Origin of the sequence: Duganella sp. Root336D2, from assembly GCF_001425005.1 — a bacterium.
In the GTDB taxonomy this organism is placed as follows: domain Bacteria; phylum Pseudomonadota; class Gammaproteobacteria; order Burkholderiales; family Burkholderiaceae_D; genus Rugamonas.
Map to the genome: position 1 here is coordinate 242,556 of NZ_LMDB01000003.1, position 21,609 is coordinate 264,164.

At 59.4% G+C, this 21,609-nt stretch carries 21 protein-coding genes and 3 pseudogenes; 12 read left to right on the forward strand and 12 right to left on the reverse strand.

The features are described from left to right. Nucleotides 1-20 precede the first annotated feature (20 nt). The gene (locus tag ASD07_RS06120) at nucleotides 21-1,907 is read right to left on the reverse strand and encodes a CocE/NonD family hydrolase (protein ID WP_055926759.1); all 1,887 of its coding nucleotides are present in this window, start codon (nucleotides 1,905-1,907) and stop codon (nucleotides 21-23) included. A 132-nt stretch (nucleotides 1,908-2,039) separates the two neighbouring features. On the opposite strand from ASD07_RS06120, the gene ASD07_RS06125 reads away from it, so the two are divergent. From ASD07_RS06125 to ASD07_RS06135, 3 genes are all read left to right on the forward strand, one after another. Next, nucleotides 2,040-2,453 carry a thrombospondin type 3 repeat-containing protein gene (locus tag ASD07_RS06125; RefSeq protein WP_055926761.1) on the forward strand — a complete coding sequence of 138 codons (414 nt, stop codon included), beginning with the start codon at nucleotides 2,040-2,042 and terminating at the stop codon, nucleotides 2,451-2,453. A 237-nt stretch (nucleotides 2,454-2,690) separates the two neighbouring features. Continuing rightward, nucleotides 2,691-3,710, forward strand: a complete 1,020-nt coding sequence (trpS, locus tag ASD07_RS06130; RefSeq protein ID WP_055926763.1) for a tryptophan--tRNA ligase — start codon at nucleotides 2,691-2,693, stop codon at nucleotides 3,708-3,710. After that, on the forward strand, nucleotides 3,710-4,012 hold the full coding sequence (locus ASD07_RS06135) for a DUF1294 domain-containing protein (RefSeq protein ID WP_055926765.1): 303 nt from the start codon (nucleotides 3,710-3,712) through the stop codon (nucleotides 4,010-4,012). Before trpS ends, ASD07_RS06135 begins: the two co-directional genes overlap by 1 nt. Here the strand turns inward: ASD07_RS06135 and ASD07_RS06140 are convergent. Further along, the gene (locus ASD07_RS06140; protein ID WP_055926767.1) at nucleotides 3,959-5,290 is read right to left on the reverse strand and encodes an erythromycin esterase family protein; all 1,332 of its coding nucleotides are present in this window, start codon (nucleotides 5,288-5,290) and stop codon (nucleotides 3,959-3,961) included. The two genes, ASD07_RS06135 and ASD07_RS06140, sit on opposite strands and share 54 nt — an antisense overlap. 61 nt (nucleotides 5,291-5,351) lie before the next feature. Here ASD07_RS06140 and ASD07_RS06145 point away from each other — a divergent pair, with 61 nt between their 5' ends. After that, the gene (locus ASD07_RS06145; protein ID WP_055926769.1) at nucleotides 5,352-6,305 is read left to right on the forward strand and encodes a DMT family transporter; all 954 of its coding nucleotides are present in this window, start codon (nucleotides 5,352-5,354) and stop codon (nucleotides 6,303-6,305) included. Here ASD07_RS06145 and ASD07_RS06150 read toward each other — a convergent pair. The 5 genes from ASD07_RS06150 to ASD07_RS06170 form a co-directional block, all read right to left on the reverse strand. Next, nucleotides 6,292-6,939, reverse strand: a complete 648-nt coding sequence (locus ASD07_RS06150) for an FMN-binding negative transcriptional regulator (protein WP_055926771.1) — start codon at nucleotides 6,937-6,939, stop codon at nucleotides 6,292-6,294. The genes ASD07_RS06145 and ASD07_RS06150 overlap by 14 nt on opposite strands. 50 nt (nucleotides 6,940-6,989) lie before the next feature. After that, the gene (locus tag ASD07_RS06155; protein ID WP_055926773.1) at nucleotides 6,990-7,604 is read right to left on the reverse strand and encodes an LON peptidase substrate-binding domain-containing protein; all 615 of its coding nucleotides are present in this window, start codon (nucleotides 7,602-7,604) and stop codon (nucleotides 6,990-6,992) included. Between the two features lie 6 nt (nucleotides 7,605-7,610). Next, nucleotides 7,611-8,897, reverse strand: coding sequence for an amidohydrolase family protein (locus ASD07_RS06160; protein ID WP_055926775.1), 1,287 nt, complete (start codon nucleotides 8,895-8,897; stop codon nucleotides 7,611-7,613). Between the two features lie 60 nt (nucleotides 8,898-8,957). Beyond that, nucleotides 8,958-9,251, reverse strand: coding sequence for an H-NS family nucleoid-associated regulatory protein (locus ASD07_RS06165; RefSeq protein WP_055926777.1), 294 nt, complete (start codon nucleotides 9,249-9,251; stop codon nucleotides 8,958-8,960). A gap of 190 nt (nucleotides 9,252-9,441) precedes the next feature. After that, on the reverse strand, nucleotides 9,442-11,580 hold the full coding sequence (locus ASD07_RS06170; RefSeq protein WP_055926779.1) for a TonB-dependent siderophore receptor: 2,139 nt from the start codon (nucleotides 11,578-11,580) through the stop codon (nucleotides 9,442-9,444). Between the two features lie 93 nt (nucleotides 11,581-11,673). On the opposite strand from ASD07_RS06170, the gene asd reads away from it, so the two are divergent. The 8 genes and pseudogenes from asd to ASD07_RS06210 all read left to right on the forward strand — a co-directional run bounded on the left by asd (nucleotide 11,674) and on the right by ASD07_RS06210 (nucleotide 17,787). Continuing rightward, nucleotides 11,674-12,525 carry an archaetidylserine decarboxylase gene (gene asd, locus ASD07_RS06175; RefSeq protein WP_055926781.1) on the forward strand — a complete coding sequence of 284 codons (852 nt, stop codon included), beginning with the start codon at nucleotides 11,674-11,676 and terminating at the stop codon, nucleotides 12,523-12,525. Between the two features lie 72 nt (nucleotides 12,526-12,597). Further along, the gene (locus ASD07_RS06180) at nucleotides 12,598-12,915 is read left to right on the forward strand and encodes a hypothetical protein (protein WP_055926783.1); all 318 of its coding nucleotides are present in this window, start codon (nucleotides 12,598-12,600) and stop codon (nucleotides 12,913-12,915) included. A gap of 267 nt (nucleotides 12,916-13,182) precedes the next feature. Continuing rightward, nucleotides 13,183-13,416, forward strand: a pseudogene (locus ASD07_RS31620) (phosphatidylserine decarboxylase); the annotation flags it as partial. Between the two features lie 138 nt (nucleotides 13,417-13,554). Beyond that, entirely contained in the window at nucleotides 13,555-14,148 is a 594-nt protein-coding gene (locus ASD07_RS06190) for a PEP-CTERM sorting domain-containing protein (RefSeq protein WP_055926787.1), read from the forward strand. Nucleotides 14,149-15,106: 958 nt separating this feature from the next. Beyond that, a complete protein-coding gene (locus ASD07_RS06195) occupies nucleotides 15,107-15,412 on the forward strand; it encodes a hypothetical protein (protein ID WP_055926789.1) in 306 nt (101 codons plus the stop codon). Between the two features lie 48 nt (nucleotides 15,413-15,460). Further along, nucleotides 15,461-15,751 (forward strand): hypothetical protein, encoded by a 291-nt coding sequence (locus ASD07_RS06200; protein WP_055926791.1) that lies wholly within the window; start codon nucleotides 15,461-15,463, stop codon nucleotides 15,749-15,751. Continuing rightward, nucleotides 15,751-16,091: pseudogene (tnpB, locus tag ASD07_RS06205) on the forward strand (IS66 family insertion sequence element accessory protein TnpB). Before ASD07_RS06200 ends, tnpB begins: the two are co-directional and overlap by 1 nt. A 43-nt stretch (nucleotides 16,092-16,134) precedes the next feature. After that, nucleotides 16,135-17,787 (forward strand): IS66 family transposase, encoded by a 1,653-nt coding sequence (locus ASD07_RS06210; protein WP_055926793.1) that lies wholly within the window; start codon nucleotides 16,135-16,137, stop codon nucleotides 17,785-17,787. Between the two features lie 240 nt (nucleotides 17,788-18,027). On the opposite strand, the gene ASD07_RS06215 is transcribed toward ASD07_RS06210, so the two are convergent. The 5 genes and pseudogenes from ASD07_RS06215 to ASD07_RS06225 all read right to left on the reverse strand — a co-directional run. After that, nucleotides 18,028-19,131: an IS5 family transposase gene (locus ASD07_RS06215; protein WP_055926795.1), complete on the reverse strand. Its 1,104-nt coding sequence runs from the start codon at nucleotides 19,129-19,131 to the stop codon at nucleotides 18,028-18,030. 453 nt (nucleotides 19,132-19,584) lie between these two features. After that, the gene (locus ASD07_RS06220; RefSeq protein WP_055926798.1) at nucleotides 19,585-19,971 is read right to left on the reverse strand and encodes an Imm1 family immunity protein; all 387 of its coding nucleotides are present in this window, start codon (nucleotides 19,969-19,971) and stop codon (nucleotides 19,585-19,587) included. 9 nt (nucleotides 19,972-19,980) lie between these two features. Further along, entirely contained in the window at nucleotides 19,981-20,628 is a 648-nt protein-coding gene (locus ASD07_RS32020) for a DddA-like double-stranded DNA deaminase toxin (protein ID WP_255356982.1), read from the reverse strand. Nucleotides 20,629-21,051: 423 nt separating this feature from the next. After that, a pseudogene (locus ASD07_RS32025) lies at nucleotides 21,052-21,222 on the reverse strand (RHS repeat-associated core domain-containing protein); the annotation flags it as partial. A gap of 144 nt (nucleotides 21,223-21,366) precedes the next feature. Next, nucleotides 21,367-21,609, reverse strand: a 243-nt coding sequence (locus ASD07_RS06225) for a transposase domain-containing protein (protein ID WP_055926800.1), incomplete at its 5' end; no start/stop codon positions are given.

Here is a 21,609-nt window from a genome sequence, read left to right on the forward strand (position 1 = left end):
GGCGCGCCTGTGCGAAATTATTACTTCACTACTACCGGCAACTCAACCGAGCTGCCATGGAACACGCGCTGTGTCGCCTTCTTGTAATCGTCCGGCGCCGCCAGGAAAATGTTCGGCACGAAGGTCTGCGGATTGCGGTCATACAGCGGGAACCAGCTTGACTGCACCTGGATCATCAGGCGATGCCCCGGCAGCACAACGTGGTTCACCGGCGGCAGCGCAAAGTTGAACTGCACCGCCTTGTTTGAAGGGATCGCAGAAGGCTTCTCAAAACTGTCGCGATAGCGCCCGCGGAAGATGTCCATCGACAAGGGCAACTGGTAACCGCCCAGTTTCGGCTGCGACGGCACTTCGTCGGGGTAGACATCGATCACCTTGACCACCCAGTCCGCATCGTTGCCCGAGGTCGACGCCACCAGGTGCACCTGCGGCGCACCGGACAGCACCAGCGGCTCCTTCAACGGCTCGGAAACATAGCTCAACACGTCGGTACGGTCGCTGACAAAGCGCTGGTCGTGTACCAGCCACGGCTTCCAAACATTCTCGTCCCCCATGCGTACAGGGCGCGGCACGAACGGCACCGGTTTGGCCGGATCAGCCACATACTCGTCGAAGCCCTTGGCGTTGCCCGCCTGCGACCACGACAGCTTGAAGCCATCCTGCAGGTACACCGCCTTCGCCGCCGACGCGCAGCCCGTGGCGCACGACACCGGCCATTGCGCCAATCGCTGCCACTTGTTGCTGCCGGTCTGGTAAGACAACACCGGTGGCGTATCGGCGGCCGGCGCGCCATCGACCAGGTATTGCTTCAGGAACGGCACCATCACGTCGCGGCGGAACTCCAGCGCCGTATCGCCGGTGAATTGCAACGCGCCCAATGCGGAGCCGTCGTAATTGACGCCGCTATGGCGCCATGGTCCAACCGCGAGGAAATTCAGCTTGTTGTCCTTGTCCTGCTTTTCCAGCGCGGCATACGTCACGTAGGTTCCGTAGATATCTTCCTGGTCCCACTGCCCCACTACGTGCATGGTCGGCACGGACAACGGCCGCTTGGCCAGGATGCGGTCCAGCGCCTGCTCCTGCCAGAAGCTGTCGTAGGCGGGATGCTCGAACAGCTTCTTGGTGAAGTTAAGCTTGTCCAGGCCGTATTTGCGCGCCAGCCCGGCCACCGAGCCGGCGCGCAGCACCACATCGTAATCGTCGTAGGCGCCGGTAGCCAGCGGCTCGCCGCGGCCCTTCACCGTATTCTGGCTGGCGATATAGTCCAGCGTATTCACGCGGAAGGCCCCGTTATGGAACCAGTCGTCGCCGCGCCAGCCATCCACCATCGCGCTCATTGGCACCGCGGCTTTTAGTGCAGGATGCGGCTCGGTCAGCGCCATCAGCACGGTAAAGCCCTCGTACGAAGAACCGATCATGCCGACCTTGCCGTTCGTTTCGGGCACATTCTTCACCAGCCAATCGATGGTATCCCAGGCATCGGTAGCGTTGTCGGTCTGGCTGGAATTCAGCGGGCCGCGCACCGGGCGCGTCATCACATACTCGCCTTCCGAACCGTATTTGCCGCGCACGTCCTGGAACACCCGGATGAAATCGCGGCCGAACACTTCATCGCCCTGCGGCAGCGAGGACTGCATATAAGGACTCACATTGCGCCGCGCACGGCCGTCTGCGTTGTACGGAGTACGGGTCAGGATGACCGGAGCCTTGCTGGCGCCTTTCGGCACCACGATCACAGTATGCAGCCGCACGCCGTCGCGCATTGGGATCATCACCACCCGCTTGACGTAATCCGCCTGCTCCTGGGGCGCCTCAAAGCCGGGAACGATGTCCGGCGCCATTGGCGAGGTTTGTGCGCCTGCTTGGGCAGCCAGCAGCAGGGAAATGAGAGTGAGGCAGCTACGCATGGGAACTCCGGGGGCATGAACTCCTGCAATATTACTAGAAAAGTAATGCCAACATGAAAGCTAGTGCGCGCACATACGGCCGCGGCAGGCTCAGCAAAAATGATGCTTACTCAGTAATGGAAGGAGCCAATCATGAAAAAATTGCTCATTGCCACTCTTTTAGCAGGTTCCCTGGGCGGCGGACTAGCCTTCGCGCCTGTCGCGAGCGCCGACGTGGTCGTGGTTCGTGTTGCCCCGCCCGCACCACGCGACGAAGCCGTTCCACCGGCCCGTTCCGGTTTTGTCTGGACGCCGGGCTACTGGCGCTGGAACGGTCATCGGCACGTCTGGGTCAACGGCAAATACGTCCGCGCCCGCCACGGCTACTATTGGCGCGAACCAGCGTGGGCCCAGATGGACAACGGCCGCTGGCGCATGGAACGCGGCCGCTGGGAACGCGGCGATCGTGACCATGACGGCATCCCCAACCGCTATGACCGCGACCGCGACAACGACGGCGTGCCAAACCGGATGGACGACCGCCCGAACAACCCGAACCGCTACTAAGCCAGCGTGAAATGTCCACTTTCGTTCCTGACCCCAAAGTGGACATCTTGACAGGGCCGCGCTGAACTGTAACCATGGCGGGATGAAATTTATCCAATCACATCTGTTCTCCCGCAATTGGTGGCGCCGCTGACATAGCGCGGCCACTGAAAAGTGATGTGATTTTAATATCAACGCCGCCTCGATCAGGTGGCGTTTTTCTTGGCGCAATCGATAGGGGCAAGCAGAAAGAACCCTATGAGCCAGCCAGCATCCAACGCCAAACCGATTATCCTGACCGGCGACCGTCCGACCGGTCCGCTGCACCTCGGCCACTTCGTGGGCAGCCTGCGCAACCGCGTCTCCTACCAGGACGACTACAAGCAGTTCATCATGCTGGCCGACTCGCAGGCGCTGACCGACAATATGGAAGACACCAACAAGGTGCACCGTAATGTGGTGGAAGTGGCGCTGGACTACATGGCATGCGGCATTGACCCGGCCAAGTCGACCATCCTGATCCAGTCCCAGATCCCGGAACTGGCTGAACTGACCTTCTATTACCTGAACATGGTCACCGTGGCCCGCCTGGAGCGCAACCCGACCGTGAAGCAGGAAATCGTGCTGCGCGGCTTCGAGCGCGACATCCCGGCCGGCTTCCTGACCTACCCCGCTTCGCAAGCCGCCGATATTTCGGCTTTCAAAGCGACCATCGTTCCGGTCGGCGAAGACCAGATCCCGATGATCGAGCAGACCAACGAGATCGTGCGCAAATTCAACCGCCTGGCCAACAAGGACATCCTGGTCGAGTGCAAGGCCGTGGTGCCGGAAGTGGGCCGCCTGCCGGGCATCGACGGCAAGGCGAAAATGTCCAAATCGCTGGGCAACGTGATCAACCTGGGCGCGACCGCTGCCGAAATCACCGCGGCCGTGAAGCAGGTCTACACTGACCCGCTGCATCTGAAGGTCTCCGATCCGGGCCACCTGGAAGGCAACGTCGCCTTCATCTACCTGGATGCCTTCGATACCGACAAGGCCAGCCTGCAGGAGATGAAAGACCACTACGTGCGTGGCGGCCTGGGAGACTCCATCGTCAAGAAGCGCCTGGAAGCCGTGCTGCAGGACATGCTGGCCCCGATCCGCGCCCGCCGTGAAGAACTGGCCAAGGACAAAGGCTACATCATGCAGGTGCTGAAGGAAGGCACCATGCGCGCACGCGAAGTGGCTGCCCGCACCACCGACGAAGTCAAGGCCGCCCTGGGCCTGAACTACTTCTGATGCTGTTCGCCGCCGCGCTGTATGCAATCGCCAGCGCGGTGTGCTTTATCGCCTACGCGCTCGACAAGTCGGCGGCCCGCCAGGGTCGCCGCCGCACGCCCGAGCGCACCCTGCTCCTGATCGGACTGGCCGGTGGCTGGCCCGGCGCCTTCGCGGCGCAGCAACTGCTGCGCCACAAATCGTCCAAAACCTCTTTCCTCGTCAAGTTCTGGTTCACCGTGGTCCTGAACCTGGCCGTCCTCGTTGCGCTACAAGCCGGATGGATAAGTCTCGGCTGGCTCCCCGTGCTGCCAAAGGGCTGAGCGCTCCAGCGGCCTGAGTGCCGTCGTGCTGTCGATGTGGATCAACGCATCGAACTGCTGCGCGGGGTCCGCAAAAAAGTAATGGCTCATACGCTCCGTATCGGGCCGGTAAATCACCCCGATTGCCCTTTCCAGAAAGCGCTGGCCGGTCCGCGACAAGGCGCTATTGCGGCCCCTCAGTGGCAGCAGGAAGGCAGGCATCCCCACTTCGTGCATCAACCGCTCAACGCTGTCAGGGCGTGACGGCACGATGGATTTCATCTCGGCCGGCCCATCCCAGTCGCTGGCCGCCGTCACGCTTCCCGCATGCGTGGTGAAGCCAAGCAGGAAGCTGTCCTGCGGCCGGTAACGTTCGCGCACCAGCTGGCCCAGGTTCAACTGGCCGTGCTGGCCCATCTCGGTGTGGCGCGCGTCGCCCAGGTGCGAGTTATGCGCCCACACCACGATGCGGGCAGGCCGGCCTATGCTCTGGCCGAGATGTTCGCGCAGGGCTTGCAGCGTTTCCGCCATATGTGAATCGCGCACATTCCACGATTCGTCGCGCCCTTTGAACATGGCGCGGTAATAGACCTCCGCATTGCGGGTCACGCGCGCGTTCTGCTGGGCGTAAAAGAAGTCGTCCGGCACCGTGCCGGTACGCAGGTGCTCGTTGGCGGCGCGGTTCATGTCGACCAGCTGGCGCAGTACTTCGGCCTCGCAATCGGGCTTCATGCCGTAGCTGGTGGCGTGGCCGTAGCGCTGCGGGTCTTCTGCAAAATGGTCGATACAGGCGTAACGCTGGCGCGCGCGGGCCGCAGCATCCGGGTCGGCCCGGTCGAGGTAGTCGATCACCGCGTGCATCGATTGCTGCAGGCTGTACAAGTCCAGGCCGTAGAAGCCGCAGCGGCGCGCCGGACTGGCCACATGGTGGTTGTGCACGCGCAGCCAGTTCACCAGGCCCACGATCTCGTGGTTGCGCCACATCCATTGCGGGAAGCGCTTGAAACCTGACAGCGCCTGGTCGGCGCTCATGTCGTCGCTGCTGTGCTGCACGTAGCGGCTGACGCGCAAGGCATCCGGCCAGTCGGCTTCGACCGCGATGGCGTCGAAGCCCTTATCGACGATCAGCCGTTTGCTGATGTCGGCGCGCAAGCGGTAGAACTCCTGGCTGCCGTGGGTGGCTTCGCCCAGCAGCACCAGCGATGCGTCGCCGATGCAGTCGAGCAGTAAGTCCAGGTCTTCCGCTGTTTCCAGTGGCCGCGCCTCGCGCTGCAACGCGGCGATCAAGGTCTTGTCCATGATTCAGCAAGATATCGCAAGCTGTGCGAAACTGGCGCAGGTTTAAACGAGGAAATATTGCATGTGGACTGGTGTGGTGTGCGGCCTGCTGGCAGGCGCGATGTGGGGCATGGTGTTCATCGTCCCGGAATTGCTGTCGGCCTTTACGCCGCTGGAAATGGCGGTTGGCCGTTATGTCGCTTACGGCGCGATCGCTTTCGTCCTGATGTTGCCACGCCTGCGCAACCTGATCGGCCGGCTGGAGCGCGACGACTATTTCGCACTGGTGCGGCACGCACTGGCGGGCAACCTGGTCTACTACATGTTCCTGGCGCTGGGCGTGAAGCTGGCGGGTGTCGCCCCGACCTCGCTGATTATCGGCGTGCTGCCGATTGCGGTAACGCTGATGGGGCGAAATGACCACGGCGCGGTGCCGCTGCGCCAACTAGCGATGCCCTTGCTGGTGACTGCCGCCGGCATCACCTGCATCAATATCGACGTGTTCCAGCATGCTGCAGCCAGCGGCGTGTCGATGCTCAATACCGTGATCGGCGTCGCGTGCGCGACCGGCGCCCTGCTGTGCTGGAGCTGGTACACGCTCGATAATGCACGCTACCTGAAACGCAATCCGCATTACAGCAGCGCCGAATGGTCAGCGCTGTACGGTCTTTCGACCGGCCTGATCTCACTCGTGGTGGGCGCCATCGCGTTTACTATCTTCCACGGCGACGTGACCGGTGCCGCCGGCGCGGCATCGGGACGGGACTGGACGCTGTTCTGGATCTGCAACAGCCTGCTGGCCCTCGGCGCTTCGGTGATCGGCAATCACTTGTGGAATATCGCCAGCCGCCGCGTGCCGATTACCTTGTCAGGCCAGTTGATCCTGTTCGAGACCCTGTTCGCGCTGATGTACGGCTTCATCTACAAGCAGCAATTCCCGCGCCCACTGGAAATCGCCGCCATCGTGCTGCTGATTGCCGGCGTGACGTGGTCGATGCACGTCCACGCGCAGGAAGAAGAACTCAGTCCGGCTTGACGCCGGGCGCGATACGCTCCGCCACCAGTGCCGCCATTTCCGCAGCCCGGTCCTTCAGGCCCGCCGCTACGCCCTCGGCGTCGGCGGTGCTGCGATTCTGGCTCACCTTCCATTTGCCCACGATCGATGCAATCGGAATCTCGATCCCGACAATCGCCTTCAACAGTCCATCCACGAAATCAGCCGGCGCATCCGACACCGCCCAAGGTTCCGGCAAGCCGCTTTCCTGCATAGCCGTCAGGTCTCCGAGCTGCCGCCTTAGCCAGCCGGCATCTTCCACGGTGCGCGCAATACCGCGCACCTGCACCATAGCGTAATTCCAGGTCGGGACCACCTTATGCGAAACAGCCTTGGACGCATACCAGCTAGGGCTGATATACGCCTCCGGCCCCTGGAACACCACCAGGCATTCGCCGCCGCCCTCAACTAAAGTACGCCAGGCCGGGTTAGCCCGCGCAATATGCGCCCGCAGCACACCCAGTCCCGCCGCCCCCTCTCCGGGATAAAGCGCAAACGGCACCAGGTCCGCAGTCGGTGCGGCGCCGGGAATAAACAGCATCCCGAGCGGATATGCCCGGATCAGCCCATGTTTGACCTCAAGCCGGTCTTCAGCGAAAGCAGTTGGAAGGTACATGCACCCAGTGTAGCGCGGGGCGCCAGAACGCGCATAGGGCCAGCGATGGCCTAATTCAGCAGGCCATGTTCAACCATCACATCCTGCACCAGTTCCAGCCGCAGCACCGGATTCTCCTGCGCCAGTAATAGCTGCTTCTGTGCCAGCGTCAGGCGCAGCAATTCGCACCAGCGATTCGCCACCCAGCCCGCCTCCTGCAGGCGATAAGGCGCCTGCATCGGCATCTGCCCCGCTGGAATGCCACGTTCCTGCAAGGTCTGGATCAGGATGCCAAGGCTGTCCGCCACGTCCTGCTGGTCGGAAGGAACCGGCACCGTCATGTCGCCATCGATTGGCGACACGTCCGCCATCCACAAGCCATGCTTGAGCTGCTCGGCGGAGACGATGCGGAAGCGCTGCTGTCCGCTGCAGCGCACTTGCATCAGGCCAGGCAAGATCGCCTTCCATTCCTCGATATGCGCCATGGTACCCACGGCGCACAGGGTTTCGTGCTGGTCCGGCTTGCGCACTTCATCGCCCTGCACCAGCGCGACGACGCCAAAATCTTCCTTATGCTCGATGCAACGCTTCACCATATCGAGGTAGCGCACCTCGAAGATTTGCAACGGCAGGTACCCGTCCGGATACAGCACCGTTTGCAACGGGAATAAGGGAATCGCGGACATACTTCATCATCGCACGTTTCGATAGACGGTGCCGCCTTTCATTACAAAGGCAACACGGTACAGGGCCGCTATGTCGGCCGTCGGATCGCCCTCCACCGCCACCAGGTCGGCCTGGTATCCTGGTTTAACCTGGCCCAGCGAACCGGCGCGATCCAGCACCGCCGCGTTGACCACCGTCGCTGCTCGCAACGCCTCGGTCGGCGTCATGCCAAGTTTGACCAGCCATTCCGCCTCGCGAGCGCTGCCGCCGTGGGCAAACACGCCAACATCGCTGCCCAGTCCAATCGTCACACCTGCCTTGCGCGCAAGCTGGAAAGCCCTGGCTGCAGCCTGCATGGAAGGGGCCGGCGTCCCGCCCCGCACGTGCTTCTGGAAGTACTCGCTGGTCGCCTCCGGCGCCGCCAAGGTAGGGAAATAGGCAACCTTTCGTTCTGCCATCAGCTTGAAGGTGGCCTCGCTGCCGCCGTAGCCATGTTCGATGGTGTCCACGCCTGCCAGCACCGCGCGGCGCATGCCCTCATCCGTCGCCGCATGGGCCGCGACACGCCGCCCGGAGCCATGGGCTGCCGCTACCAGCGCGTCCAGTTCCTGCTGGCTGAACGTGGCATGCGCCGAACCATCCGGCCCGGTGCGGTAATCTGCATAAACCTTGATCCAGTCGGCCCCGCGCGCAGACTGCTCGCGTACCGCCTTCACCACTTCATCCACCCCGGTGGCCTCCTGCGCGCCGACCGGCAGCGTCATGTCCGGCCGATAGGATTTGGCATTCGGCCCATAGCTGCTGCTGGCCACGATCGCCAGCGTGGCCACAAACAGGCGCGGGCCAGGCAGCACGCCCTCCTCGATCGCTCGCTTGACCGACACGTCGGCATAGCCCGCGCCTTCCGAACCGAGGTCGCGCAAGGTCGTGAAGCCCGATTGAAGCTGCGCCTGCACATGCCGCGCGGCCAAAAGCACGCGGTAGGCTTCCGGCTCCTTCAGCACCTGGTCATCCCAGCTGGTCTCGTTATAGGGATGCAGCAGCACGTGCGAGTGCAGGTCCATCAGCCCGGGGAGCAGCGTCTTGCCCGGCAACGCGATGCGCTCCGCGTCTGCGGGAACGTCTACGCCGGCCATCGGTCCGGCGGCGGCCACCTTGCCATCGACCACCAGCACAGACCAGCCGCTGTGTGGCGCGCCTTCGCCGGTCCAGACCCGCTCCGGCAATAGCAACACGGGTTTGGCCGCCATCACGGATGAGGTAAAGGAAAGCAGGAATGCCGCCAGCAGCGGCCGCAAAACTAGTCTCGGCATATTCTCCACGTATAAAAGAAAAGGGGCGGCTATTAATCCGCCCCTCTCGCCGCAAACGGCTTATTTAATCAGGAAGTCTTCCTTCTTCTTGCCTTCCAGCCATTTCGGTGCACGGCCACGGCCAGTCCACTGGGAACCCGATACCGGATCCTGGTATTTCATTGGCACGCGGGCACGCGGCTTGACTGGTTTATTGCTCTTTGCCGCTGGACCGAGATCAGCCGCAGACAGCTCATATTCACGCATGATGGACCAGATCTGCTCTTTTGCCTTTTGCACTTCGGCTTTGCGGGCGTCAGCAGCGAGGTTTTGCAATTCGGCAATTTTTGCCTGGTATTCTTGGTAAGTGGTCATCTTTCTTTACCCTAAGTGTATGAAAAATCGAAGTGTGACAATGTGTGAGATTTCTTCCCTGCAATGTACCATAGTCGCGTTGATTTTATCTACATAATTTAACCATATTAAAAAAAAAGCGCCACACATTTGACGTGTGGCGCCTTTATTTCATTTCTATTAAATCCCGGTTTAAGGGGAGTATTTACTTTCAGAAGCGCGTCTCAAGTTGTACGCGTATATTACGCACACCGAAACTTGTCGACTCCGAGGTAAGCGAGCCATTATCCGTATTGAAGATAGTCTTCGAACGGAAATCCTGTTTCAGCAAATTCCAGGCGGAGAATCGCAACTGGGTCTTAGTATCCAGTTTCCAGGCCAGGTAGGCATCCAGTTGGCGCGCCACCGTTGCCCAGCTATATCGGTTCACGTCCATGCGAACTTCCCCGTTGCTGCGCAAGTTAAAACTGCCGCCCATGCTCCAGGTGCCGTCCGGGGTTTTGTAATCGAGCCCGAAGACGGCCGTCAGCGGCACTTGCTGGTCCAGCGTATTGTGCGGCCCCGGCACCGAATCTACACGCGACCAATTGCGGCTTACGCTGGCGCGCACGTCGAGAGCCGGCGCGTTATCCATCACCGCCTTCATCGGGAATTTCAATTCCACGTCCACGCTACGCACGTCGGCACGGCCATTGTTCGTCATCGTCGAAACCCAGCGGCCGCCATCATCAAGGAAAACGCTGCGGCGCGTGAGATTGCCGATGCGGCGGGCGGCGGCAGCCACGCTGAACAGCGCGCCCTCGCCCCAGTAATGCTCATACGATGCGTCGATACCCGTCGCCAGCTCCGGTTTCAGCTTGGGGTTGCCGATCCAGTCGGGCTCGATCTGGCTGTTATTCGTGGACGTAAAGCGGCGGCCGGAAAGCGTTGACGCCTGCGGCGCCTTATAAGTACGGGTCAGCGCAGCTCGCAACTGGTCCTTGCCGTTGGGGAGCTTGTATAGCGTTTGTGCCAGCGGGCTCCAGACACTGCTGCGATTGCTGACCGGATCGAAACCCACGCCAGAACTTCGCGTATGTATGCCCTCCCATCGCAAGCCCGCATACAGCGACCAGGCCTTGCTGATATTCCATTCGTCCTGCGCATAGGCGGCGACGCGGCGCAGCTTGGCTTGGTAGCCCTCATTCTTGTCGTCGCGCGCACCGCTGGCGATGAACAGGTCGCGCTGGTTGCGCCAGTCATCGCGGTCGGTGTAGCCGGCATCCCAGCCAGCCGCCAGCGAATGGTCGGCGCCAACCGGCGTCGAATATTTGCCGGTGCTGCTGACGCCCCACTCCCGCACACCGCTGAAAACGTCATGCTGCAAATTGAGCGCGCCGTCGTGCGCATCGGACTCGTACCACCTGCCGTTGGAACGCATGCGGTTGCCGCCTATCTTGGCGTCCAGTTTGGCCCCTTCGCCAAACTTGTGCACCCAGTTCAGGTCCGTGCGTGCGAACAGGTTCTTGTTTTCGTTCTTGATATGCACCGCATCGAAAAACGGCGCAGCACCAACGTCAACGTTGTAGCTGCGATCAATCGCGCTCTTGAAAATATTGCGGTTGATGAAGGACTGAGAGGTCAGCGTGTCGCCATTCTCCAGGTTCCAGTTCAAGCGCGGCGACAACTCCAGCCCGCGCGCATGGCCGCGGTCATATGTGAGCATGCGGCGGTCCAGCAGCGGCGTGCCGGTCAGGTCATTCAACTCTTCGTCGGTAGTGCCGTAGCGGTCAAATTCATAGCGTCCTCCGCCCAAATTCAGCGAATAGGAGAAATTACCGTCTTTATCCGACAGGATCAGGTTCCCGTTCGGATTGGTCGCCTCCTTGCTGTGGCTCACTCCGAACTTCAGCTCGCGCTGCGCCGTCTTGACCGCCTTCTTCAACACGATATTGATGGTGCCCGCGATCGACTGCGTGCTGAATTCCGCGCTGGCTGCGCGAATCACCTCGATGCGCTCGATACTGTCCGGCGCCAGGGTCTCGATGTTGAAGCCCGGCGGCACCCGTTCGCCATTCAGCAGGATCTGCGTATAGCCGCTGCCAAGGCCGCGCATGCGGATATCCCGGCCGCCGGCACCAACCGACACACCCGGCACGCGCTTCAGCGCATCGCCGATCGAAGTGTCGCCATAGCGTTTCAGTTCATCGCTGCTGACAATGATCTTGCTGGCGGTGTCGTCTTTTCGGGGGTTATAGCTTTCGGCCGCGCCCTTGATTTCGACTTTCTGGACGGGTTCCTGCTTTTGGTCCTGCGCCATAGCCTGGGAGGCGGCGAGGACGGCGGCTGCTGCGAGTGTGAGGCGAATCATTATTGCCAAAAATGTAAATAATTCTTGGCCGCAACTGTACCCTATGGTGCAAACGGTAGCAAGGATATAATTCGGGATCATCAAATCTTTGGAATGCCGACCGTGTCCCGACTTGCCGTACTTCCGCAATACCTGCTCCCGAAAAGTGCCCTGACCAATTTCGCCGGCCGCGTGGCGGGCGCCAAAGCGGGCGACAAGACCACTCGCCTGATCCGCTGGTTCGTCACCAAGTACGACGTCAACATGGACGAAGCGGCCAATTCGGACATCGCCAGCTACCACAGCTTCAATGAATTCTTCACCCGCGCACTGAAGCCGGGCGCCCGCCCGCTGGCCAAGGCAGATTTCGTTTGCCCGGTCGACGGCCGCATTTCCCAGTTCGGCGCAATTGAAGGCGACCAGATTTTCCAGGCCAAGGGCCACAAGTTCAGCACCACCGCCCTGGTCGGCGGCGACGCCGCCCTCGCCAAGCACTTCGAGCACGGCAGCTTCGCCAACCTGTACCTGAGCCCACGCGACTACCACCGCATCCACATGCCATGCAATGCCTCGTTGAAGCGCATGATCTACGTGCCGGGCGAACTGTTCTCCGTCAACCCGACCACTGCGCGCGGCGTGCCGGGCCTGTTCGCGCGCAACGAGCGCGTTGTGTGCGAGTTCGACACCGCCTTCGGCCCATTCGTGATGGTGCTGGTTGGTGCCACTATCGTCGGCAGCATGGCCACGACCTGGCACGGCCTGGTGAACCCGCCGCGCCTGCCGAAAGTCACCGAGTGGACTTACAAAAAGAACGAGTTCGTGTTCAAAAAGGGCGAAGAAATGGGCCGCTTCCTGCTCGGCTCCACTGTCGTCATGCTGTTCCCGAAAGACACCTTGCACTTCAACGATCAGTGGCAACCTGCCGGTCCAGTCCGCCTGGGCGAGCTGATGGCCAATCTCAAGTAATCCTTATGGCGCTTGATGCGCCGCAAATATGCACAGCCTCCCTTTGGTCTAAACTGGCCAGAAGGAGGCGCTATGACAACCAGCGATAAAGAATACTTCGATGCCCGTTTTAACGGGCTCGACAACAAGGTCGACAGCACCGTTGGCGAAACCCGAATGGCGCTTGAAGCAAAAATCGATTCTCGTTTTAACGAATTGCGCGCCGAGCTGCACAAAACAACGGCTGATACGGTGAAATGGTGCGCGGGCATCGTAGCCACGGCACTTTTGCTTTACACGACCTTAGTCGCCTTCTTGATGAACAACGCCTTGCCGCGTTCAGCTCAGGCAACTGCAGCTCCGGCACCGACAGTCATCGTTGTTCCACAAACGCCCCCAAACGCTCGATGACTTTAGGAAAACACCTCATCCTCGGCCAACGCGTAATCGCCTGCCTCTACGACATCGGGTAACGCCAGGGAAGGCGCTCCGGCGGGCTTCATCAGGCGCAATCGCATAGAACTGAGCAAAAACCTGATATGTCGCATGCGATTCACAGGGCACTTGCTGCAACGAGCTGCGTCGCGAAGTCACTATTCATCGCCGTCCTTGAAGTTTGCCCCTCAAGCATATCAAGGAATGCGCGGGTCTTGGCCGCCATCAGGCGCCGGCCGGGGGCTGGTCGGCGCCACCATCGTCGGCAGCATGGCCACGACCTGAAATGGCCTGGTGAACCCATCGCGCCTGCCGAAAGTCACCGAGTGGACATACAAGAAGAACGAGTTCGTGTTCAAGAAGGGCGAAGAAATGGGCCGCTTCCTACTGGGTTCCACCGTCGTCATGCTGTTCCCGAAAGACACCCTGCATTTCAACGACCAATGGCAAACTGCCGGTCCAGTGCGTCTGGGGTGAACTGATGGCCAACTTGAAGTAAGCCTTTTTCGCTCGCAAGATGGCAATATAGCAATAAATATTTCGTGAGTTCAAGCCAAATACTTGTTAAACTGTCGCCCTGTTTGCATTTCATTTAACTTCCTCTTCACGAAATCCATGAAACTGAAGGCCCTGTTCGCATCGGCTCTGCTCGGCTTTGCCGCCTGCGCAAATGCGTCTGTAATGACGTTCGATAATGTCCCGGTGACGGACGGCGTCAGCCTGCCCGGGTTCAACACCGCGGGCTTTCAGTTCAGCGATAGCGCAAGCGTGATTGATGTATCCCCCGGAAGCCCGTTTGGCGAAGGCACCAACGGCGGCCACAGTGGCATGTACGCTACCCTCAACGATTTCGTTCCCGGCGGCACCCTGGTGATGAATCGCGTCGGCGGTGGTTTGATGTCCGTCGCCAACCTGTGGATCCACGGCTGGCTTGGCTCCGCGGACGACTTGCTCATCGAAGGCTATCGCGACGATGTCATCGTACAGACAGCCAACTACAGCTTCAGCGACAGCTGGGAGCTCCTGGCACTGAATTTCAACAACATCGACACGCTGACGCTTTCCAGCTTCAGCCTGTTCCTCGTTGACGACCTCAATGCCACACCAAGGGATGCAACGCCACCAGGCACCGTGCCCGAGCCAACTACTCTGTTGCTGTTCGTGGCCGCACTCGCAGCCCTGGCCTTCGCGCGCAAGCGCCGCGCTTGATCAGCGGACCTCTTGGCCCGGCACTTGGGCCAGCGGCTTCGGGCGGAATCCCTCAGCACATCGATTTGCCTTGGACATGTACACGTAGCTGACGTGGGCTACGGCTTGCTCGTTCGCCCCTTCGGCCGCCAATCGCTTTCGCTAGCACCTTCTTCCCGTGGCTTGTCAAGAAGGCTGGTCGACATCCTTGCCAATCAGGCTACTGTTCGCCCAGGCCCCTTGCCCTAACCTCTTCCATAACCATACTCATGTGATGTCCTTTCAGTATTATCACCTGAGCAGGAATTCACAGGGTCATTACAGGCGCGACATCAACCCTGATCTGAACCGACTGAACGCGGTCGTTCCGTACCAGGGCTGGAACGGGCTTCTGAAAGGATTCGTGCCGCTGCATTAGCCAGCAACCATGTGGCGGTCTGTTGAACATGGCGAACGACAGGTGTTCAGGCTCGCGCACGCCTGCTGGCCTGGAATTGCTGAAATAGCAGGCACATTGAGTTGGCCGGGCAGACAGTTTGCTGATTAAAGCGGCTCGACGGTCAACGAGTTGTGTCCGACGGCCCGCTTTTGGTTTGAAAAAAGCGGCCCGCAGCCACCTACCCCAATTTCAACTGAACACTGAACGGGCACTGGTGATCGCCGCCAGCAGGCGGTTCTCGGACGTGCGCAGGTTGCGGCGGTCGTAGCTGTAGGACCCGCGCCGCTGTTCAGTAGAGGCTCATGGCCCCTGGCAGCCCGCGAAATCAACGTTTCGTGGGCTGCAAATGAAACGAATTTTTAAAGATCGATTGCCACTTTACGTCGGCAGAACATTTGCATGGACGGGCGGGCAGAATTCTGCTCGATTGATACTGCCGCGTGGAGATACCGCCTGCCGTTAAAAGCGAAAACTGCATTTATGATGTTCACTTTCGATGACCAGTTCGTGCGGAAAAATCTGTACAAACAACTATAGCGAATGAATTTTCTGCTTCAGTACTACATCTGCTTCATGGGCTGGTGGAGCAAGCATCTGCGGCAAGTGCTGCGCCAGAAAGGCTTGCTCGCCGGCTTCGCCCGAAGCGCGGCGCAGCCACCCAACTTGCACGTTCGCCCGGCACCACCACGCCAAACGCGGCGCAACCGCAAGCCCGACTGGGCGGTCGAACTGGTGCTGGCTTTGCATCGGCACGACCTAAGCATCCGTCAGATCAAGGCTCAGTTTGATCGGCAGGGCGCAGCCCTTGGCCAGTCGATCGTAAGCGTTCAGCCAGTCCACCTGTGAAAGCGTGATTGGCAAAGCCATACTCCGATTTTTCCTTTGGAGATGGGGATGTCAAACACTGAACGGGAGTTGCTGTGGAGGGAGCGCGTAGCGCGCTGGCACAAGAGCGGCATGTCGCAGCGAGCATTCGCGCTGGCGGAAGGTTACCCGGTGCGCCAGGTGGGGTATTGGGTTCGCCGCTTAAGCATTGAGGCGCCGAAAGCTTCGGTGATGCCGGTGGTGGTCAAGCAAGCGCCTGTTGCGCCAGCATTGCTAGTGCGAGGCCCGCAAGGCTGGTCTATCGAATTACCTGCAGGTACGCCGGCAGGATGGGTGGCCGAGTTGATGCGCAGCCTGTAATGCAGCTGCAGGCAAATTCGGTCTGGCTGGCGACGCAGCCCGTCGACATCCGCGCCGGCATTGACCGCCTGTCGCTGTATGTACAGCAGGCATTGGGCAAGGCCCCCTGCGACGGCACGGCCTACGTGTTCAGCAACCGCCGCCAAACGCGCCTGAAGGTGGTGTGCTGGATGGCAACGGCGTGTGGATGTGCGTTCGTCGCCTGCATCGTGGCCAGTTCGTCTGGCCGCAAGCCGGTGACACAGCGTGGGAATTGACCGGTGAACAATGGCAATGGTTGGTGGCGGGTGTGGATTGGCAGCGCCTGTCGGCGCCACCGCCGGCGGCATGGAAATTGTGACCAAACCCTGTTAACCGGGCAGCCATTCTGTTAACATCGCCGGATGGATTTGCTCGACGAACTGGCCCGTTCCAATGCTGACCCTGCGCTGCTTGCGCAGCTGCAGGCAATGCTGGCTCAGAAGGACAAGCAAATCGCGGAGCGGGATGCGCAGATTGCACAGCAAAGCGGGCGGCTTACCGAAACTGGCGTCCGGCTTGTTGAGCAGGATGCCAAGCTGCAGGCTTTGCAGGTTCAGCAGAGCGAAATGCTCGCGGCGGCGAAAAACAAGGATGTAAAAATCCAGGCGCTGACGCTGGAACTGGCACACATGAGGCGCATCAAATTCGGCAAGGCCAGCGAAGCATACAGCGGCGATCAGCTTGAGTTGTTTGACGAGACCATGGCCACCGACTTGGCGGCGCTGGAAGCGGAACTGGACGAACTGCGGGGCAAGCGCGAGCGCAAACCACGTAGTGGCGCCGGTCGCCAACCGCTGCCGCCTGAACTGCCGCGCATCGAGCACCGCCACGCACCAGCGTCTTGCCAGTGCGAGGCATGTGGCCGTGAACTGGTCAAGATCGGCGAAGATATCAGCGAGCAGCTCGATGTTGAACCGGCGCGCTTCTTCGTACATCGCCATATCCGTCCACAGTACGCTTGCCGTGGCTGCGAAACGGTGACCGCAGCTCCAATCCCGCCGGCGGTGATCGACGGCGGCATGGCAGCTCCGGGTCTGCTGGCGTGGGTGGCGGTCAGCAAGTTCGTTGACCACTTGCCTTTGTACCGGGTGGAACAGATTGCGGCCCGCCAGCACGTGCCACTGCCGCGTTCCACGCAGTCTGAATGGATTGGCAAAGTGGGCGTGGCGGTGCAGCCGCTGTGCGACCGATTGGCGCAGTTGCTGCGCCAGCGCCCGTGCCTGCATGCCGATGAAACGCCGGTCCGTCAGCTCGACCCTGGCCAGGGGAAAACCAAACAAGCCTATTTGTGGGCCTATCGCTCCAACAGCCTTGATGAGGGCCCACCCATCATCGTCTTCGATTACCAGACCGGGCGCGCTGGCGCCCATGCCCGCGCCTTCCTGGAAGGATGGCGTGGCCACCTCATGGTCGACGACTATGCCGGCTATAAATCGCTATTCTCCGATGGCGTGACCGAGCTCGCTTGCCTGGCGCACGTGCGCAGGAAATTCTTTGAGCTGCACGCCGCCAATGGCAGCCCAGTTGCCGCCGAAGCGCTGCAGCGCATTGGCATCTTGTATGCCATCGAACGACAGGCAGCTCACCTTCCGCCGAAGGCACGGCTGCAATTGCGCCAGACGAAGGCCGCACCGGCGCTAGCCGACATGCATACCTGGCTGCTGGCGATGCAAAAGGCGGTGGCGCCGGGCAGTGGCACCGGCAAGGCAATTGAGCATGCGCTCAAACGCTGGCCTGCATTGGTACGCTACGCGGAATCTGGCACCTTCCCGATTGATAACAACGCCGTCGAGAACGCGATCCGCCCGATTGCCATTGGCAAAAAGAACTGGCTCTTCGCTGGGTCAGAGCGCGCCGGCCGACGCGCTGCTGCTATCCAAACCTTGCTCGGCACCGCCAAACTCAATGGCCTCGATCCGCTGCGTTGGCTGGCCAGCGTGTTGGAACGTCTCCCGACGTGCCCCAACAGTCAGATCGATTCGTTGTTGCCATTCCCGAACTCTACTCAGTCCTAAACCCGCTGTGAAGGTGGAATGGCCCCGCTTTTTGGCTTGAAAAAAGTGGCCCGCCGCCCCCTACCCAATCTCAACTGAACACTGAACGGGGCACTAGCAGGCTGCTGAAATACCGGCCAGCTTGAGCCGACCATGCCCCTTGATGGTGTGATCCGGCCGGTTTCGTTTCATAAAGTGGGATTTGGCAACCAATTCCCGCGTTTTATTCCTGGTTCTACGATATTTTTCCGTCATTTTCCATCATGGTGCCGGCTGCGGACGGATTTCTCCCAAGGTGCGCATACGCACCAGGTTGTAAGCGGCCATGGTCAGCACAAACATTTGGTCGACTTTCTTCAGGCCACGCACCATGACTTGGCGCATGCCGCCGACGGACTTGGCCCAGCCGAAACCCTGTTCAATGAGTTTTCGTTTTTGCTGCGAGATCGCATAGCCCACGCTTTGAGCAATCGATTCGGGCACCGCCGAGCTGCGGCCCGACTTGTTCTGTGCCACATGGGGCGTGACGCTCATGGCTTGGCAAGCCTGCACAAATTCGGCCGCGTCGTAGCCTTTGTCCGCGCCCAGCGTAATTTCCCGTCGCGGATCATCCAGCGCCTGGCGTGCGTCGTTGATCATGGCCTTGGCCGCTTCCCGTTCAGCGTAGCCATCGGCCTTCGTCACCATGGCACTGGCGATCAGGCCGTGACGGTTATCGCTGAGGGTATGACCGATATAGCGCAATTCGCTGCCGGTGTTATTGCCCTTGCGGTACAAGCGAGAGTCCGGATCGGTTTTGGACTGGTGGGTGTCGTTGCTGCGCTTGCTGCCTTTGAAGTCGCCGCCGTCGCCGTAGTTCTGGTCGTCGTCCTTGCGCACGAAACTCTTGTGGCCAGCCCACGCCTGGATCAGCGTGCCGTCCACGCTGAAGTGTTCGCCCGAAAGCCAATCTTTCTTCTCGGCGATGGCCAGTACTTCGTTGAAAAATTCGATGATCGCATCGTGCTTGACGAGGCGTTCACGGTTCTTAGTGAAGACCGTCGGCACCCATACAGCATCGTCCATAGACAACCCGATAAACCAGCGGAACAGCAGGTTGTAATGGACCTGCTCCATCAGCTGGCGTTCCGAGCGAACGCTGTACAGCACTTGCAACAGCATGGCGCGCAACAGCTTTTCAGGCGCGATACTGGGACGACCGCCTTTGATGTCGGCTTCGTACATTTCGGTGAACAGGCCATTCATCTTCTCCAGCGCGGCATTGGCCATCTGCCGGATAGCACGCAGCGGATGATTCGCCGGGATGAAGTCTTCCAGCTTGCGCACAGAGAACAGGCTTTCAGTGAAGGTGTCGGGACCTCGCATCAGTTTTTCGCAGTGATAGGGGAATGTCAGGATAACATTGGATGAACTGCCTCGGCTGGCCTGTCGAGGCAGTATTTCAGCAGCCTGCTAGAACGGGCTATTGAAAGGATTCGTGCCGCCGCATTAGCCAGCAACCGAGTGGCGGTCTGTTGAACATGGCGAACGACAGGTGTTCAGGCTCGTACTCGCCTGCTGGCCTGGAATTGCTGAAATAGCAGGCACATTGAGTTGGGCGGGCAGACAGTCTGCTGATTATAGCGGCTCGACGGTCAACGAGTTGTGTCCGACGGCCCGCTTTTGGTTTGAAAAAAGCGGGCCGCAGCCCCCTACCCCAATTTCAACTGAACACTGAACGGGGCAGCCGGTCGCTTTTGGTTTGAAAAAAGCGGGTCGCGCCCCCCTGCCACGATTTCAACTGAACACTGAACGGGGCGACTGAACGGGGCACCTCCGCTATTCCGTTACAGATACCCATTTAACAGATTTCGGCACGGACTTGGTTTTCATAAATTCCTTGCATGCATCCAACACCTTTGAAACAGGAATAACCATATCGTTTGCGATATCCTGCTCTTCGGTAATATTTATATAGAAAAGGCTATATCCTTGAGCCGACTCATCACCAACCGAATTTAGCCCAGCGTGATCCTCATCGGAAAAATACTGCAAACATCCTAAATCGTCCTTAATCATCGCAACTAGGTATGGGAAATCCTTCCCATCTTCCGAAATCCAAAATTCATTAGCGTTATTTTCGTACCGGCTTTCGAAAAGAGCATCCATTTCTGCATCGTTACCTACAGCAAAAATGGTACCGTTGCCATCAATAATCTTCAACATTCTTCCTCACTATGGTTTTCTTCCCGGTTGAGTTGCATTACCAACATTAATTGTTGGAATTGCTTTTGCTTGAGAATTTCTTGCCACTGCATTTGCAGGCGGCACAATTTTCAATTCAACTCCCTCAGGCAAAAGGGCTTTTACTTGCGAATTGCAATAACCGCAGGTTCCAGTTGTGTTGTTATGATAAACGGTTCCTCCGGAAGACGCATTCTCTCTGATCCATATTGCTGCCTTGCCTTCAACGTGGGAGGCAGATACCGCTTTATAACCCGAATAAGGTACCTCCTTGCCACCACTGCGAAGTTGAATGACCTTGCCTTCATTGGTAACTAAAACGCCGTAAGTTGTTTTGCCGTCATATTCAGGAAGTTCGCTTGCATAGTCACGAGGCAGTCGAACGTTTTTCCCACTGCTTCCCGCTGAATTCGTACTTGGCGAAGCTGAAGCACTCTGACCATTTCCATAGGGTTGATTTCGTGCCGAGTTCGCAGAAGCTCGCAAATCGCCACTGGTATTGCGCAGAGACTCGTTGGGGGCGACCTCGGCAGTTACACCAATCGTTTTCGATTCTTGAGTGATAGATGCACGAGTTACGCTTGAACGAGCGACTGCTCGTGCAATCACAATTCTGCCACCGGAAAGAACACCATACATCTCGGCAGCCGGTGCAACTTTTTCGTGGTCGGTTAGCTCGCGATTTTCAACAAAGGCGCGCCAACGCACATGGCGACCGGCTTCCCTAACTGCGCCAGCCGAAATATTTCTAGCTTCTAGTTGCTTGTCTAGCTCCCAAATCGTCTTGATACCGGTTGTCGGGTTCGCCTCGATACCATTTCGAAGATCTTTTTGAAGCGCTTTGATGCGCGCGGAAATGTCACCCTCGCTACGTGCAGCGTCATCTGCGATTTCACGGCATCGATCAAGCGATTTACAGTTAGCTGCAGATCTTTGACGCGCCTCGGAAGGCTCACGCAATGCCGTAACTGCATCACAGCTTCCCGTCTTAGCGCAATTCGATTCCGCGATGATGTAGCGCTGCACCTCATTCGCATCGCGGGCGTAATAGCCATTGAGATCCACATACGTTGTCGGATTAGCATACGCGTACAGGTAATGGTGCAGCGACAGCGGCGTTTTCCAATCGCCTTCATACGGGTCCTGCGTAATGAAGCGCCCCAGCTGCGGGTCGTAATAACGCGCCTGAAAGTACACCAAGCCCGTCTCCGCATCCATCTGGTGGCCGGTGTAGCCAAACTTGTGTAAGCGTCCAACGCTACCACCTAGGAAGCTCGATCAAGACTGCGTAGAGTTCGGGAATGGCAGCAACGAATCGATCTGGCTGTTTAGGCACGTCGGGNGTAAGCGTCCAACGCTACCACCTAGGAAGCTCGATCAAGACTGCGTAGAGTTCGGGAATGGCAGCAACGAATCGATCTGGCTGTTTAGGCACGTCGGGAGACGTTCCAGCACGCTGGCCAGCCAACGCAGCGGATCGAGGCCATTGAGTTTAGCGGTACCGAGCAAAGTTTGGATAGCGGCAGCGCGTCGGCCGGCGCGCTCTGATCCAGCGAACAGCCAGTTCTTTTTGCCAATGGCAATCGGGCGGATCGCGTTCTCGACGGCGTTATTGTCAAT